Source organism: Polaribacter sp. Hel1_33_78, assembly GCF_900106075.1.
Lineage (GTDB): Bacteria > Bacteroidota > Bacteroidia > Flavobacteriales > Flavobacteriaceae > Polaribacter.
The window spans coordinates 1,648,487-1,664,250 of sequence record NZ_LT629794.1; the positions used below are offsets into that span (position 1 = coordinate 1,648,487).

16 protein-coding genes are annotated in these 15,764 nt (G+C 28.7%); 13 read left to right on the forward strand and 3 right to left on the reverse strand.

The window, feature by feature from the left end; genetic code table 11:
- Positions 1–90: 90 nt before the first annotated feature.
- From BLT88_RS06995 to BLT88_RS07045, 11 genes are all read left to right on the forward strand, one after another.
- Positions 91–1,188, forward strand: a complete 1,098-nt coding sequence (locus BLT88_RS06995; protein WP_091953893.1) for an N-acetylmuramoyl-L-alanine amidase — start codon at positions 91–93, stop codon at positions 1,186–1,188.
- 54 nt (positions 1,189–1,242) lie between these two features.
- Entirely contained in the window at positions 1,243–2,208 is a 966-nt protein-coding gene (locus BLT88_RS07000; protein ID WP_036786092.1) for an MlaD family protein, read from the forward strand.
- Positions 2,209–2,239: 31 nt separating this feature from the next.
- Positions 2,240–3,556, forward strand: coding sequence for a (Fe-S)-binding protein (locus BLT88_RS07005; RefSeq protein ID WP_091953895.1), 1,317 nt, complete (start codon positions 2,240–2,242; stop codon positions 3,554–3,556).
- Positions 3,557–3,675: 119 nt separating this feature from the next.
- Positions 3,676–4,455, forward strand: a complete 780-nt coding sequence (locus BLT88_RS07010) for a (Fe-S)-binding protein (RefSeq protein WP_091953897.1) — start codon at positions 3,676–3,678, stop codon at positions 4,453–4,455.
- Between the two features lie 5 nt (positions 4,456–4,460).
- Entirely contained in the window at positions 4,461–4,970 is a 510-nt protein-coding gene (locus BLT88_RS07015) for a PH domain-containing protein (RefSeq protein ID WP_091953899.1), read from the forward strand.
- A complete protein-coding gene (locus BLT88_RS07020) occupies positions 4,963–6,462 on the forward strand; it encodes a PH domain-containing protein (protein ID WP_091953900.1) in 1,500 nt (499 codons plus the stop codon). Before BLT88_RS07015 ends, BLT88_RS07020 begins: the two co-directional genes overlap by 8 nt.
- Positions 6,453–7,382, forward strand: a complete 930-nt coding sequence (gene menA, locus BLT88_RS07025; RefSeq protein WP_091953902.1) for a 1,4-dihydroxy-2-naphthoate octaprenyltransferase — start codon at positions 6,453–6,455, stop codon at positions 7,380–7,382. The genes BLT88_RS07020 and menA overlap by 10 nt, the downstream gene beginning before the upstream one ends.
- A 9-nt stretch (positions 7,383–7,391) precedes the next feature.
- Positions 7,392–7,919, forward strand: a complete 528-nt coding sequence (locus BLT88_RS07030) for an SRPBCC family protein (protein WP_091953904.1) — start codon at positions 7,392–7,394, stop codon at positions 7,917–7,919.
- Positions 7,916–8,956, forward strand: coding sequence for an o-succinylbenzoate synthase (locus BLT88_RS07035; RefSeq protein WP_036786121.1), 1,041 nt, complete (start codon positions 7,916–7,918; stop codon positions 8,954–8,956). The genes BLT88_RS07030 and BLT88_RS07035 overlap by 4 nt, the downstream gene beginning before the upstream one ends.
- Before the next feature lie 31 nt (positions 8,957–8,987).
- Complete coding sequence (locus tag BLT88_RS07040) at positions 8,988–9,944, forward strand: CPBP family intramembrane glutamic endopeptidase (RefSeq protein WP_091953906.1); 957 nt, start codon at positions 8,988–8,990, stop codon at positions 9,942–9,944.
- A complete protein-coding gene (locus BLT88_RS07045; protein WP_091953908.1) occupies positions 9,945–10,988 on the forward strand; it encodes an AMP-binding protein in 1,044 nt (347 codons plus the stop codon).
- A 10-nt stretch (positions 10,989–10,998) separates the two neighbouring features.
- On the opposite strand, the gene BLT88_RS07050 is transcribed toward BLT88_RS07045, so the two are convergent.
- From BLT88_RS07050 to BLT88_RS14510, 3 genes are all read right to left on the reverse strand, one after another.
- Positions 10,999–11,502 carry a peptidoglycan-binding protein gene (locus BLT88_RS07050; RefSeq protein WP_091953909.1) on the reverse strand — a complete coding sequence of 168 codons (504 nt, stop codon included), beginning with the start codon at positions 11,500–11,502 and terminating at the stop codon, positions 10,999–11,001.
- Positions 11,503–11,953: 451 nt separating this feature from the next.
- A complete protein-coding gene (locus BLT88_RS14505; protein ID WP_368086538.1) occupies positions 11,954–12,268 on the reverse strand; it encodes a Crp/Fnr family transcriptional regulator in 315 nt (104 codons plus the stop codon).
- Positions 12,269–12,580, reverse strand: coding sequence for a Crp/Fnr family transcriptional regulator (locus BLT88_RS14510; RefSeq protein WP_368086539.1), 312 nt, complete (start codon positions 12,578–12,580; stop codon positions 12,269–12,271).
- Between the two features lie 104 nt (positions 12,581–12,684).
- On the opposite strand from BLT88_RS14510, the gene BLT88_RS07060 reads away from it, so the two are divergent.
- Together BLT88_RS07060 and deoD are read left to right on the forward strand one after the other, a co-directional pair.
- The gene (locus BLT88_RS07060) at positions 12,685–15,060 is read left to right on the forward strand and encodes a heavy metal translocating P-type ATPase metal-binding domain-containing protein (RefSeq protein ID WP_091953911.1); all 2,376 of its coding nucleotides are present in this window, start codon (positions 12,685–12,687) and stop codon (positions 15,058–15,060) included.
- Positions 15,061–15,062: 2 nt separating this feature from the next.
- A complete protein-coding gene (deoD, locus tag BLT88_RS07065) occupies positions 15,063–15,764 on the forward strand; it encodes a purine-nucleoside phosphorylase (RefSeq protein ID WP_091953912.1) in 702 nt (233 codons plus the stop codon).

Sequence of the window (15,764 nt, forward strand, 5' to 3'; positions counted from 1 at the left end):
CTATAAATACTATTTTTGTAATAAAGTAAAAGTATGGCTCAATATTTGGCCTACCAAATTAAAGTTGCCAAAATTAGTTAAATTTTATTGATGAATTTTCTACAAATGGATAAATTTGATACCAAAGTGAAAAACTTGTTTTTTTTAATATTTTTTATATCATTTTTCTTTTTTTCATCAACATTTGTTTATGCGCAAAAAAGTTACACAATTGTTTTGGATGCGGGTCATGGTGGCAAAGACCCAGGCAATGAAGGGAATGGTTACAAAGAAAAAAATATTGCTCTAAAAGTAGCTTTAATTGTTGGTGATGAATTAAAAAATGATAAAGCTATTAATGTAATTTATACCAGAAGTAAAGATCTTTTTATTGATTTATGGAAAAGAGGAGATATTGCGAATACGGCAAAAGCAGATTTGTTTGTATCCATTCATTGTGATTCTCATACATCTAATGCCTATGGAGCAGGAACTTTTGTTCTGGGTTTAAGAGGAAATAAAAAGAATTTAGAAATTGCGAAAAGAGAAAATGCTGTAATACTTTTAGAAGATAATTATAAAGAAAAATATAAAGGATTTGATCCAAATTCTGCAGAATCTGTGATCGGTTTATCATTGCTGCAAGAAGAAAATTTAGATAAAAGTTTAGAAATTGCAAGTTTAATTCAAACAAATTTCACTAAGAGTTTAAAAAGGTTAGATAGAAAAGTGAAGCAAGATAATTTTCAAGTTTTACGAGAAACTATCATGCCAAGTGTTTTGATAGAATTAGGTTTTTTAACAAATAAAAACGAAGGTAGATATCTTAACTCTAAGGCAGGACAGCAAAAAATGGGGAAAGCTATTACGAATGCGATTAAAAATTATGTAAACCATTTAAAATTAAACACGGTTGTTGAAGTTTTAAAGGATGAAGAAAATTTTAAAAATAATGTTGAGTATAAAATTCAAATTGCATCTGGAAAAAATAAAATTTCAACAAAACCATATAATTTTAAAAATCTTAAACAAGTTCAAGTAGTTAAAGTTGGTTCATATTATAAATATTATTACGGTAATGCCTATGAATATAAAGAAGTTTTAAAAGCTTTAAAAATTGCCAAAGAAAAAGGGTATTCATCCGCATTTATTGTTGCTTTTAAAAGCGGAGAAAAAATCTCTGTTAAAGAAGCAAAGAAAATGCAGTAGTTTTGGTAGCCTCAACCAAAAATTATTAGTAATTTTGTTGTAAAATCTCTCTAAATGTCTAAAGAATTAAAAACAGGAATTGTTCTAATTATTATTATTGTTGGTTTTATATGGGGATTTAATTTTCTTAAAGGACAAGATTTTTTCAAACCGAATAAGAGGTTCTATAATGTAGAATACACGAATGTTGGTGGTTTAACAGAGGCTAGTTTAGTTACTATAAATGGATTAAAAGTAGGTAAAGTTGAAGATATAGATTTTAACGACAAGATAGAAAAAAGAGGTCATTTAGTTGTTCGGTTTTCGTTAGAAAATGATTTTGAGTTTTCTCAAAATAGTGTCGTAAAAATTTATTCTCCTAATCCATTATCCGGTTCTAATTTAGCTATTATTCCTAATTTTACCGGTGAACCAGCAGTTTCTGGTGATTTTTTAAAGGGAGAAATAGAATCAAGTTTATTTACTTCTATTGGAGAAAAATTAGATCCTATTCAAGCAAAATTAGAAAATGTAATTGTAAGTGCAGACACACTTTTTAAAAGAATTAATAGTGTTTTAGATAAGAGAACATCAGAAAGCATTAAAAGATCTGTAAAAGGTTTAGAGTTTACAATTGTTGATATTAGAAAAACACTCAGTTCTGTAAATTCAATGATAGATTCATCTTCTGTTAGTTTTAAAGAAACTTTGGTTAACACAAAAAATATAACTGAAAATTTATTAAAAGTAACAGATACTTTAGCGAACTCAAATATTGGAGAAATTATAAGGAAAGCAGAAATTTCACTGACATCTGTAAATTCTTTATTAAAAGGTATGGATGAAGGAAAAGGTACTTTGGGTAAACTGATTAATGATGATGCTATGTACAACAACCTAACAAATGTTTCTAAAGAATTGGAATATTTGCTAAGAGAAATAAAGCTGAATCCAAAGAGGTTTGTGCATTTTTCTTTATTTGGTAAAAGAGCAAAATCTTTTAACGAAGAGAATAATAAAAATAACAAAACCAATCAATAAGATTCGTTTCAAAAAATATATTTAAAACATTATGCAATATTTACCAAACATTCTCTTTGCAATCGCATTAACCGCTGGTATCAGTTTTTTTGTGATGAATATTCGTAAAATTTTTAGAAATATAAAGCTAGGAAAAGATATAGATAGGACAAATAATAAGTCAGAACGTTTAAAAAACATGATGAGGATTGCTCTTGGGCAATCTAAAATGGTGAAAAGACCAGTTTCGGGATTTCTCCATATTATAGTGTATGTTGGTTTTGTCATCATTAATATTGAAGTTTTAGAAATTATTATTGATGGTTTATTTGGAACGCATAGGATTTTTAAAGATATTTTAGGTGATGGATTTTATGGGTTTTTAATAAGTTTTTTTGAGATATTAGCAGCTTTAGTCTTTGTAGCTGTTGTAATTTTTTGGTTGCGTAGAAATCTCGCAAACATTAAAAGATTTTTGAGCAAAGAAATGAAAGGTTGGCCTAAAATGGATGGAAATATAATTTTATATTTCGAAATGGTTTTAATGACACTTTTTTTAGTGATGAATACTACTGACACTCCATTTCAAGAGGCAGGAGTGGGAAATGTTATAAGTCAATTTATTGTCCCATTATTTGATGGGTTTTCTCCGGAAACATTGCATGCAATAGAAAGAACTTCTTGGTGGATTCACATTTTAGGCATTCTAGTTTTCTTAAACTACTTATTTTATTCAAAACATTTGCACATTTTGTTAGCATTCCCAAACACATTTTTTGCAAACTTAAATCCAAAAGGACAATTCACAAATTTAGAATCTGTTACCAATGAGGTAAAATTAATGATGGATCCAGATGCAGATCCTTATGCAATGCCAGAAGAAGGAACAGAAGAAACTGTGACCGAAAAATTTGGTGCAAGTGACGTTGCTGATTTAAATTGGGTTCAATTATTAAATGCATATACGTGTACAGAGTGTGGAAGGTGCACATCAGCTTGTCCTGCAAACTTAACGGGTAAAGAGCTTTCTCCAAGAAAAATCATGATGGATACACGGGATAGATTGGAGGAAGTTGGTAGAAATATCGATGCAAATAAAGGGACTTATGTTGATGATGGAAAGCAATTATTAAACGATTATATTTCACCAGAGGAATTATGGGCATGTACAAGTTGTAATGCTTGTGTAGAAGAATGTCCGGTAAATATAGATCCATTATCCATAATCATGGATATGAGAAGGTATTTAGTGATGGAAGAAAGTGCCGCACCCCAAGAATTAAATATGATGATGACCAACATCGAAAATAATGGTGCTCCATGGCCATACAATCAGCAAGATAGATTGAATTGGGCAAATGAAGAGTAGTAGTATATATTGCAGCTTTTAAAGCTGTATTTATCATGCAGTAACTGATTTAAAAATAAGATAAATTAGAGTCAAAAGAAGTATAACATCAACATATAAACAATTTAAACATCAAAATTATGAACGTACCAACAATGGCAGACATGATGGGGAAAGGTAAACAACCAGAAGTGTTGTTTTGGGTTGGCGCAGCTGGAAGTTATGATGATAGAGCAAAAAAAATATCGAGAGCATTCGTAAAGATATTGAATCAAGCAAATGTAGATTTTGCAGTTTTGGGAACTGAAGAATCATCTACAGGTGATGCGGCAAAAAGAGCAGGAAACGAATTTTTGTTTCAGATGCAAGCAATGATGAATATTGAAGTTTTAAATGGGTATGAAGTTAAGAAAATTGTTACTTGCGATCCTCACTCATTTAATACCTTAAAAAACGAATATCCAAGTTTAGGAGGTAAGTATGAAGTTTTTCATCATACGCAGTTTATACAAAATTTAATTTCTGAAGGTCGTATAAAAATTGATGACGATACTCTCAAGGGAAAAAGAGTGACTTTTCATGATCCTTGTTATTTAGGAAGAGCCAATGAGGTATATGAGTCTCCAAGAGAGTTAATAAAAAGGTTGGGTGTGAATCTTACAGAGATGAAACGGAATAAAGCGACAGCTTTATGCTGCGGTGCAGGAGGTGCTCAAATGTTTAAAGACGCGGAGAAAGGTGATAAAGAAATTAATGTTTTAAGAACAGAAGATGCTCTAAAAACCAAACCAAACATTATTGTAACCGGCTGTCCTTACTGCAATACAATGATGACCGACGGAATTAAATTTAAAGAAAAGGAAGCTGAAGTTTTAGTAAAAGATATTGCAGAGTTAATAGCTGAAGCTAATAAATTGTAAATACAATGGCAGCTTTTTTTAACAATATAGTTTTAGAATTACCTGACATTACTAAAATTGAGTTTAAAAAGATCGATAGAAAATATTTTAAGGTAATCCTTGTTGTTTATTTTCTATTTTTCATATCACTTTTTATAGGTTTAGTTTTACTGCATCAATTTTTGTTTTTGGATGAGTTGAAAGCATACACAATTCTTTTGTATACATTTTTTATAATTATTTTTGGATTTATTTTTTTGTATTTAAAGCTAGGTTTTCCAATGAAAAAATATGCATTAAGAGAAAGAGATATTTCTTATAAATCAGGATTGTTAATTAAGAAAATAACAACAGTACCTTTTTCAAGAATACAACATGTAGAAATTGATGAAAAACCTATTTCACGTCTCTTTGGATTAGCATCTTTAAGTGTTTACACTGCTGGAGATAGTAGTGATGATTTAGTTGTTAAAGGACTAAAAAAAGAGGTTGCAATTCAGCTTAAAGAATTCATTATTACAAAAATTGATGAATAATTCCTTTGATTTTTCTAGCTTTTCAAAACAATCTCCTAAAGGAATTTTTGTTATTTACATTAATTCAATTATAAAATGTATAAAGGTAACTTGGATTCTCTTATTTCTTATTTTAAAAGATTTTTCAGAAATTTCTGATGGTAGATTAAATTATATGTATGCTGGTGTAGTACTCATTTTAGTTTTTCTTTTAATAAGAGCTTATTTGGTTTTTAAAAACTTTCAATTTAAAATTGCAGAAGAACATTTTATCTTGAAGCAAGGAATTCTAAAAAAAACCAATACGTCTATTCCTTTAGAAAGAATACAGAATGTAAATTTTAAACAGAATATTATTCAGCAAGTTATTGATGTTTTTGAAGTAAGTTTAGAAACAGCAGGTTCTAGTAAGACAGAGATTGCAATCAGAGCAGTATCTCTGGAAAAGGCAAAGGCATTGAAAGAAATTATAACAGAAGTTTCTAAAAAAAATGAAGAGATAGATTGTACAAAAGAGTCAAAACCTTTAATTCATGTCAGTTTTTTAGCGCTTTTAAAAGTGAGTTTAACTCAAAATCACTTGCAAAGTTTATTTTTATTTTTAGCGATTGTTTTAGGTTTTTTTCAACAAATTCAGCAAATTTTTGATAGTTTAGGTAATAGGGATTTATTGGACGGATTTATAGATAAAAATACAAATACTATTTCTAGCAGTATTTTAATTATTATAATTTGTATAATTATTTTAACTATAAGTGCATTAATAAGTTCTTTTGTTCGAGTATTTCTTATTCATTTTAATTTAGTTGCATATCTAAAAAAGGATGCTTTCGAAATTAATCAAGGTTTATTAACAAAGAAATCTATAGTTTTAAAAAAACAGAAAGTACAAAGTATTACCATTTCTACAAATCCTATTAAAAGACTTTTTGGCATTTCGTTTATTACTTTCAAACAAGCTGTTAGTGGTAAAATAAATGTTAAAAAAAATAAACTCATTAGAATTGTGGGTTGCAAACGAAATCAAGTAGAAACTGTTAAATCAAGCTTATTTAACACAGCTCAGCTTGAAAATTCTGAAAAGAAACGAACAGATAACTATTATAAAAAACGATTGTTTTTTATACTTTCATTTTTTACAATCACTTTATATACAGTTTTAGTCTATGTTGTTGATTCTTTAGAAGTTTTGTATTCTGTAGTTGTGATCGCACCTCTAATTATATTTTTGATACTTAAAAAAGTGGAAAAGCGTTATTATAAAATTTCGGAATCAATGCTCCTCGTGGGAAGTGGTCTATTAGAAACTCATTTAACTTATTTAGAAATTTTTAAGGTTCAGAATATTAAGATGAAACAAAATATTTTTCAAGAAAGAAGTAATGTTGCAGATCTTATTCTACAGACTGCTTCAGGGAAAATTAAAATTCCTTGTATTCATTTTAACGATGCAATACAAATTTATAATCATACTTTATTTAAAGTTGAAACAAGCAAAAGTTTATGGATGTAAAAAGTTTTATAAAAGCAGCACGTTTAAGAACTTTGCCTTTATCTGTTTCTGGAATTATTGTTGGAAGTATTCTTGGCAATCAATTAAGTCATAATCATTCAGTATTAAATGATGCACCTTCTGTCTTATTATCTAGCACTTTCTGGTTGGCCATTTTAACAACAATGGGTTTTCAAATATTATCAAATTTTGCCAACGATTATGGAGATGGAATAAAAGGTTCGGATAAAAATAGAACTGGAGAAGCAAGAATGGTGGCATCAGGAGCAATTGCACCAATGCAAATGAAAACTGCGATGATACTGACTACAATTATTACTTTAATAATGGCATTATTACTTATTTATGTAGCTTTAGGAAAAGAAAATTTCGGATATTCCATTTTGTTTTTCGGCTTAGGAATTATATCAATTACAGCAGCTATAAAGTATACAGTTGGTAATTCAGCTTATGGTTACAGTGGTTTTGGAGATGTCTTTGTGTTTCTATTTTTTGGATTATTAAGTGTTGTAGGAAGCTATTTTCTATTCACAAAACATATTAATATAGCCATATTTTTGCCTGGAATTTCAATAGGAATGTTAAGTACTGCGGTGTTAAATTTAAACAACTTAAGAGATAGAGAAGAAGATAAAAAGAATAACAAAAATACGTTAGTTGTTAAATTTGGAAGTGACAAGGCAAAAAAATATCATTATTTTTTAATAATAGGAGCTTTAGCATCAGCTTTACTGTATGTCTTTTTAGATTTTAAATCGTTGTATCAACTAATTTTTTTGGTTTCTTTTGTTCCTTTAATTAAAAATATTAAGACAGTGGCACAAAATAAAGTTCCTGCGAAATTAGATAGTGAACTTAAAAAAGTAGCATTAAGTACATTTTTATTTGCTGTTCTTTTTGGAATTGGCCAAATTTTTTAATCCATAATTATGAAAACAATAAAAATAATTTTAGGTATAATTACAGCGGTAATTGTTGTTTTTCTTGCGACAGGTCTGTTCATAAAAGAAACAACTTACACAACTCAAGTTACTGTAAATAAATCTATTGAAGATGTTTTTCAAATATTTAATAACTCAGAAAATATTAAAAATTGGATTCCGGAAATAAAATCTTTTACTATTATTAAAGAGAACGTGGGTAAAACCGGAAGTCTTTATAAAATGGTGGTAGACAATCAAGGGCAAGAAATTACCATGACACAAAAAATAATTGCTTACGTCCCAAATGAAAAAGTAACGTTATTTTTTGATGCTGAAAATATGTTGAAAAGGGACGATTATATTTTTACAAAAAAAGGTGGGTTCACATATATTACTTTAAACTCTAGTTGTCGAAGTGAATCTTATTTAATGGCGTGCATGTTTCCATATTTTAAAGGAACCTTCAAAAAACAAGATCAAACTTATTTGAATAATTTTAAAACATTCGCGGAAAAAACCAATCTTGAATTTTGATAAAAGCTAATTACAAAAAATATATTCTCAATTTTAAAAATCCAAGTGGTACTTCACGTGGAGTTTTAAGAACTAAAGAAACCTGGTTTATCATTTTAGATAAAAAAGGTAAAAAAGGTATTGGAGAAACAGGTTTGTTTAGGGGTTTAAGCATAGATGATTTTTCGAATTATGAGGAAAAATTGAGTTGGGCTTGTCAAAATATTAATCTTGGTTTAGATTTTTTACTAAAAGAACTATGGGCGTTTCCATCAATTCAATTTGGATTAGAACAAGCTTTTTTATCCCTGAAGTCTGAAACTTCATTTGAGTTGTTTCCATCCCAATTTACCAAAGGAAAAAAATCAATTCCTATTAATGGTTTAGTTTGGATGGGAGAGAAGAAGTTTATGAAAAATCAAATTAAGGAAAAATTAGAAACTGGTTTTTCTTGTATTAAAATGAAAATTGGTGCTATCGATTTTAAGGCGGAACTGGAGCTCCTAAAATCTATCCGGAAGGAATTTTCATCCAATGAGATTGAATTAAGGGTTGATGCTAATGGTGCTTTTAACTCAAAAAATGCGTTAGAGAAATTAAATAGATTATCGGAGTTAGAAATACACTCTATCGAACAGCCAATTAAACAAGGTCAGGTTCAAGAAATGGCAGAATTATGTTCTAAAACACCTTTGCCAATTGCACTAGATGAGGAGTTAATTGGTGTATTTTTTAAGAAAGAGAAAAATATATTATTAGAGACGATAAAACCACAATATATTATTTTAAAGCCAAGTTTAATTGGTGGTTTTGCTGGTAGTAAAGAATGGATTAGACTTGCAGAGCAAAATAAATGTGATTGGTGGATTACTTCTGCTTTAGAAAGCAATATAGGCTTAAGTGCAATTGCACAATTTACGTATACATTGCAAAGCACTTTACCTCAAGGTTTAGGAACAGGTAGTTTGTTTACCAATAATTTTATAAGTCCATTAAAAGTAAAAAATGGAACGATACAATACAACCCAAGTATAAATTGGGACTTTAATATAACGTAGTTTTGAATAAATTTTTGAATTATAAAATAAAATGAATTATATACAACAAGGTTTTACAGGAAAGAATGAATGGTATCATTGGGTTTTAACTATTATTTTAGTTTTTGTTGGATGGCAAATTATTGGAGTAGTTCCTTTAATAATTTCGGCTGCAGTATATTCAGAAAATATCACAGAGTTTTTAAATGCTGCTGCAGATAATTTTATGACTTTAGGTATGAACAAAAATTTATTTTTGTTTTTAATGCTTATTATGTTTGCTGTAGGCCTGTTTTTTTTAATTATTGCGATTAAATATATTCATAAAAGAACTGTAACATCTATTGTTACCAGTCGAAAAAATATTGATTGGAAGCGTTTTTGGTTTGGTTTTTTAAGCTGGGGAACTATAGTCGTTTTGCTTTCAATTATAGGTGTTTTATTAGCTCCAGAAAATTATACTTATAATTTTAATGCAAAACCTTTTTTCATTTTAGTGGCAATTTCAATTATATTTATTCCTTTGCAAACGAGTCTTGAAGAGTTGCTGTTTAGGGGTTATTTTATGCAAGGAATTGGAGTTTTAGCAAAAAACAAGTGGGCTCCGCTAATCATCACATCAGTTTGTTTTGGCTTATTACATGGTGCAAATCCAGAAGTCCAAAAGTTAGGTAGTATAACGATGGTTTTTTATATTGGTACTGGTTTTTTCTATGGAATTACAACTTTAATGGATGAAGGCACAGAATTAGCGCTAGGCCTGCACGCCTCAAATAATATGTTTGCAGCTTTTTTAATAACTACCGATTGGACAGTTTTTCAAACTGACGCGCTTTTTATAGACACCTCAGAACCCTCTTTAACTTGGGAAATGTTTTTACCTGTTTTTGTTTTGTATCCCTTAATATTATTGTTGTTTGCTAAAAAATATGGATGGAAAAACTGGTTAGAAAAACTAACTGGTAAAGTTGTTAAACCAGTAAATTTTGAAGAAATTATAGCTGATTAGATGAAATTAGAACAAAATAAATTTCATAAAAGTTTTAAATTAAATGGAGTCTCTTTTTCTTCTGTTGATGAAATTTTCGATTATACAATAGGTTTGTCAGATGAAATACACGAATTCTTACAAAGTTGGTTCTCTGCTGATAAAAGTATAACCGTTCAAACTTCGGGTTCTACAGGAATTCCTAAATCAATTTTGTTGAAAAAGGAGCATATTCTGAATTCTGCAAAAGCTACAGGGAACTATTTCGGTTTACAAGAGAATACAACAGCTTTATTGTGTTTGTCAGTAAAATACATTGCTGGTAAATTAATGTTGATTAGAGCGATTACTTTAGGCTGGGAATTGGATGTTATTGAATCAACTTCTAACCCTTTAGAAAAAGTTAGTAGGCAATATGATTTTTCTGCCATGGTTCCTTTACAACTTGAAAATTCTTTGTCTAAAATTAATTTGATAAAAAAAATGGTTGTAGGAGGAGGAGTCGTATCAAAAGTATTAGAGCGTAAATTAAAGAATGTTGAAACGGTTATTTATGCTACTTATGGTATGACAGAAACCATAACTCATATTGCAGTAAAAAAGTTAAATAGGATTAATGTAATTCCTAATTTCTATGAATTATTACCAGATGTTCAAATTTATGTAGATGCTAGAAATTGTTTAGTTATTAAAGCATTAAAAGTTGCTGATGAAATTGTTTTCACAAATGATGTAGTACAAATTGTTTCAGACACACAATTTGAGTGGTTAGGTCGTTTTGATAATGTAATTAATTCAGGAGGAATTAAATTACATCCAGAAAAAATAGAGAAGGCGCTTTCAAAAATTATTAGTAATCGATTTTTTGTTGCAGGAAAACTTGATGAAACCCTAGGCGAAAAATTAATTTTGATTATTGAAGGAAATCGAAAAAACCTCAATTTTAATGTATCTGAACTTTTAAAGTTTGAGATTCCAAAAGAAATTTATTTTGTAGAGAAGTTTTTAGAGACTGAAACAAAAAAAATCCAACGTAGAAAAACATTGGATTTAATAAAGATATAAATTATTGAATCTATTTAAACAGCAATTCTAAAGATAAAGCATCGATATAACCATCCGCTAAAAGATTATTTTTTTCTTCAAAAGTTTTAATAGCCTTTAAAGTTTCTATTCTGTACACACCATCAATAGTAATATTATAACCAAGTGTTACCAATCTTTTTTGTACTTCAAAAATTATTGCATTTTTTTCACCTTTGTACAAATTTATGTTTGGGTCGAATAAACTTTGAATTTTTAAAAATTTTTCTCGATTTCTATACGTTTCTATATCAACTCCATTTTCTTCCAAGAATTTTATTTCTTTATTCGAAAGACCTTTTTCTTTATGTTTAAACGAGTTTACAAGCCTAGCTTCATAGTAATTTACTTTTGCTAATTTTTTTGAATAGTTCTTAACGGCCGTTTTTGTTTGGATATCATCATTTTCTGGAGCTCTTACATCGATATCCTTTGCAGACCATTCTAACATAATATAGCTATCTAATTCTTCAACAGCTTCATAATAATTTAGCACTAGATCTTGGTTATAATATTCTAGATCTAGCTTTTTGTCATCAATTTTAATTTACTTCAGGGGAATGATACCTTTTGTATTGATTGTATTTTCCAAAACCAATAATAAATAAAATTATTACCAATAAAAAAATAATTAGCTTCTTCATAATTTATATGTGTATGCTACAAAGATAATGTAAGTAAAACTTTTAAAAAATTATAAATGATAAGAGCAATACAAAAAAGAAATAAATTAAAATTGATGATAAAAAAATAGATTTCTAAGTAGTTTATATAATTTTGTATAAAATAATTAAAAATCTAAAAAACAACGCTTTATGGGGAGTAATAAATTTTAAGAAGTTTAAAACTTAAAATTATAAAAAATGAAGATTTAAAATTAATAATCGGAAAAACCTTGAGCTATTTTTTCCAGTTTAATTTTATTAACGATAATAATATCTTTTCCTTTAAATGCAATAATTTCTTTTTTTTTTAAAATCTGACAATAATCGAATTGCAGATTCAGTTGCCGTGCCAATAATATTTGCAATATCTTCTCTGGAAAGATGAATGTTTATAGCATTCTCTTGGTTTGTCTTAAATTCTGAATGCAAGTTTAAAAGTGTTTCAGCTAATCGTTGTTTCACATTTTTTTGTGCCATGTTTACAACTGAATTTTCAGATTTTTTTAAAGAATTAGCCATAGTTTTTAGAATATCCATAGTAAAGTCAGGGTTTTTTTCTAAATCCTTTATTATTTCATCTTTAGGTATAAAACACACTTACATAATATTTAAGGCAAAGGCACTTAGATTAGAAACTTCATCAGAAACTAAACTTCTTTCACCTATTAAATCTCCACGTTTTACCAAACTTACAATTTGATTCTTTCCGTTTTCACTCATTTTGGAGACTTTACAAATTCCTTTTTTAATGCAGAAAACACCATTAATATGCTCACCTTCCTCAAAAATAGGTTGGCCTTTTTTAATGATTTTAGATGTTTTACAAGCCGCCATCCTCAGTAACTCGTCCTTAGAAAGGTGTTTTAGAGAATTAAGTCTACGTACTATGCATTGTTCACAGTTTTTCATTGACTGAAGGTCTTTATTATTGTTCCAAATATATTCAAAAACTGACAAAAATCATATTTTAAACTCAAATCTTATCAGAAATTTGTTTAGGCAAAAGAGTAAATATGAAGACTACACATTGTTATCATTGTGGAGATTCTTGTAAGAATGCTGATATTCAGTTAGATTATAAGTTTTTCTGTTGTAATGGTTGTAAAACAGTTTATGAAATTTTTTTTGAAAATGATTTAACATGCTATTACGATTTTCAAGATACTCCAGGAGCAATTCCTTCTGAAATTGAAGGGAAGTATGACTTTCTTGAAAATAACAGTATACAGGAAAAACTATTAGATTTTATTGACGGAAATAAGGCAATAGTAACCTTATACATTCCTCACATTCATTGTAGTTCTTGTATTTGGGTATTGGAAAATTTACATAAATTAAATACAAAAATTTCTTCTTCACAAGTAAATTTTCTGAAGAAAACTGTAAGGATTTCTTTTAACTCAGAAACAATATCTCTTAAAGTAATTGTCCTTTTATTGACTGCTATTGGTTATGATCCCTATATTAGTTTAGAAGATTATGAGACAGGCAGAAAGGATGTAGATAGAAGTTTAATTTATAAATTAGGAATTGCAGGTTTTGCTTTTGGAAATGTTATGTTTTTATCATTTCCAGAATATTTTCAAGTGGATGGTTTTTGGATAGAAAAATATAAAAATATTTTTAGATGGTTAATGTTTTTCTTTTCACTACCAGTAGTTTTTTATGCGGCAAATGATTATTTTATTTCGGCTTATAAAGGTCTAAATTCTAAAATATTAAATATTGATGTACCTATTGCTCTAGGAGTTTCTGTATTGTTTATTAGAAGTTCGATTGAAATAATTTTTGATTTAGGAACTGGCTTTTTTGATAGCTTAACAGGTTTAGTTTTCTTTCTTCTTTTAGGAAAATATTTTCAACAAAAAACTTATAATTTCTTGTCTTTTGAACGTGATTATAAATCCTATTTTCCAATTGCAGTAACCAAAATTATATCAAATCAAAAAGAGGAAAATATACAAATCTATGAAGTTGAAAAAGGTGATAGATTATTGATTAGGAATCAAGAATTAATTCCTGTTGATAGTGTTCTTATCAATGGAAAAGCACAAATAGATTACAGTTTTGTGACAGGTGAAGCTGTGCCTGTTTCTAAAAAATCTGGAGATAAATTATTTGCTGGTGGTAAACAACTTTCAGGAGTTTTAGAAATAGAAGCTTTAGCATCAGTTTCTCAAAGTTATTTAACACAACTCTGGAGTAATGATGTTTTTAATAAAGACAAATCTTCTTCCTTTAAAACATTAACAGATAAAATCAGTAAAAATTTTACAATTTTTGTTTTAAGTATTGCTTTTTTGTCAACTCTATTTTGGCTGTTTTATGATGCTTCAAAAGCATTAAATGTATTTACAGCAGTTTTAATTATTGCTTGTCCTTGCGCAATTGCATTAGCAGCTCCTTTTACTTTAGGAAATCTTTTACGCATTTTTGGAAAGAAAAAATTCTACTTAAAAAATGCAACTGTTATTGAACAATTGGCAAGTATAAATTCTATAATATTTGATAAAACAGGAACGTTAACAACTAGTAAAGAAGAAACAATTTCTTATAATGGAACTGCTTTGGATCATCAAGAAAAAACCATTTTAAAAAGTGCTTTAAGAGCTTCTAATCACCCTTTGAGCAGAGCTTTATATAAGACTTTTGCTGAAGTAGAAACAATTGCAATCTCTAATTATAAAGAAGTTGTTGGTCACGGAATTGAAGTTAAGTATAAAGAAGATAAATTAAAATTAGGTTCAAGTTCATTTGTCAATAATGATCATGAAATTAAGTCTTTAGACACCTCAGTGCATATCAGTTTTAATAATATTTATAACGGTAAATTCACTTTTAAAAATTCATACAGAAAAGGAGTGAATTCACTATTTAGATCCTTAAATAATGAATATGATTTAGCTGTACTATCTGGAGATAATGAAGGAGAAAAAGATTTTTTACAAGAAAACTTCCCAAAAGAAACCAAATTATTGTTTAACCAGAAACCAAATGATAAATTAGAGGTGGTTGCTGCATTTCAAAAAGAAAATAAAAATGTAGCTATGATTGGTGATGGTTTAAATGATGCAGGAGCTCTTGCACAAAGTAATGTAGGTATTTCTTTATCAGAAAATATCAATGTTTTTTCCCCAGCATGTGATGCTATCTTAGATGCTTCACAATTTGATAAAATTGAAGATTTTTTTAAGGCATCAAAAAAAGCAATGACAATTATAAAATATTGCTTTTTATTATCACTTTGTTACAATGTTGTTGGATTGTACTTTGCGGTAACAAGTCAGTTAAGACCGGTGGTAGCGGCAATTTTAATGCCTTTAAGCTCCATAAGTGTTGTTGTCTTCACAACAATTTCAACTAATTTAATAGGAAATAAAATCAAATAATTATGAGCGTACATATAGAAGCCAAAAAAGGAGAAATTGCTGAAACAGTTTTATTACCAGGAGATCCTATGAGAGCGAAATGGATTGCAGAAACTTTTCTGGAAGATAGCTTTCAATACAATGATGTAAGAGGAATGTTAGGTTTTACAGGAACTTATAAAGGTAAAAAAATATCTATTCAAGGCACAGGGATGGGGATTCCATCCACCTTAATTTATTGCCATGAACTTATTAATGAATATGGAGTCAAAAATTTGATTAGAGTAGGTTCTGCCGGCTCATATCAAAAAGAAGTTAAGATTAGAGATATCGTTTTGGCTATGGCAACTTCTACGAACTCAGGATTAAATACCATTCGTTTTAGTGGAGCAGATTTTGCACCAACAGCAAGTTTTAAATTACTTCAAAAAGCGATTGAAGTTGCGAAAGAAAAAAATATTCCTATTAAAGCTGGAGGTGTTTTAAGTTCTGATGAGTTTTATGCCGATGATTTTGAAAGTTATAAAAAATGGGCAGATTACGGAGTTTTATGTGTAGAAATGGAAACATCTGGTTTGTATACAGTTGCAGCAAAACATAATGTTAATGCATTATCAATTTTAACAATTTCTGATAGTTTGGTTACCAAAGAAAGAACTACCTCAGAAGAAAGAGAACATACTTTTAAAGAAATGATTGAAATTGCCTTAGAACTTACGGAATAA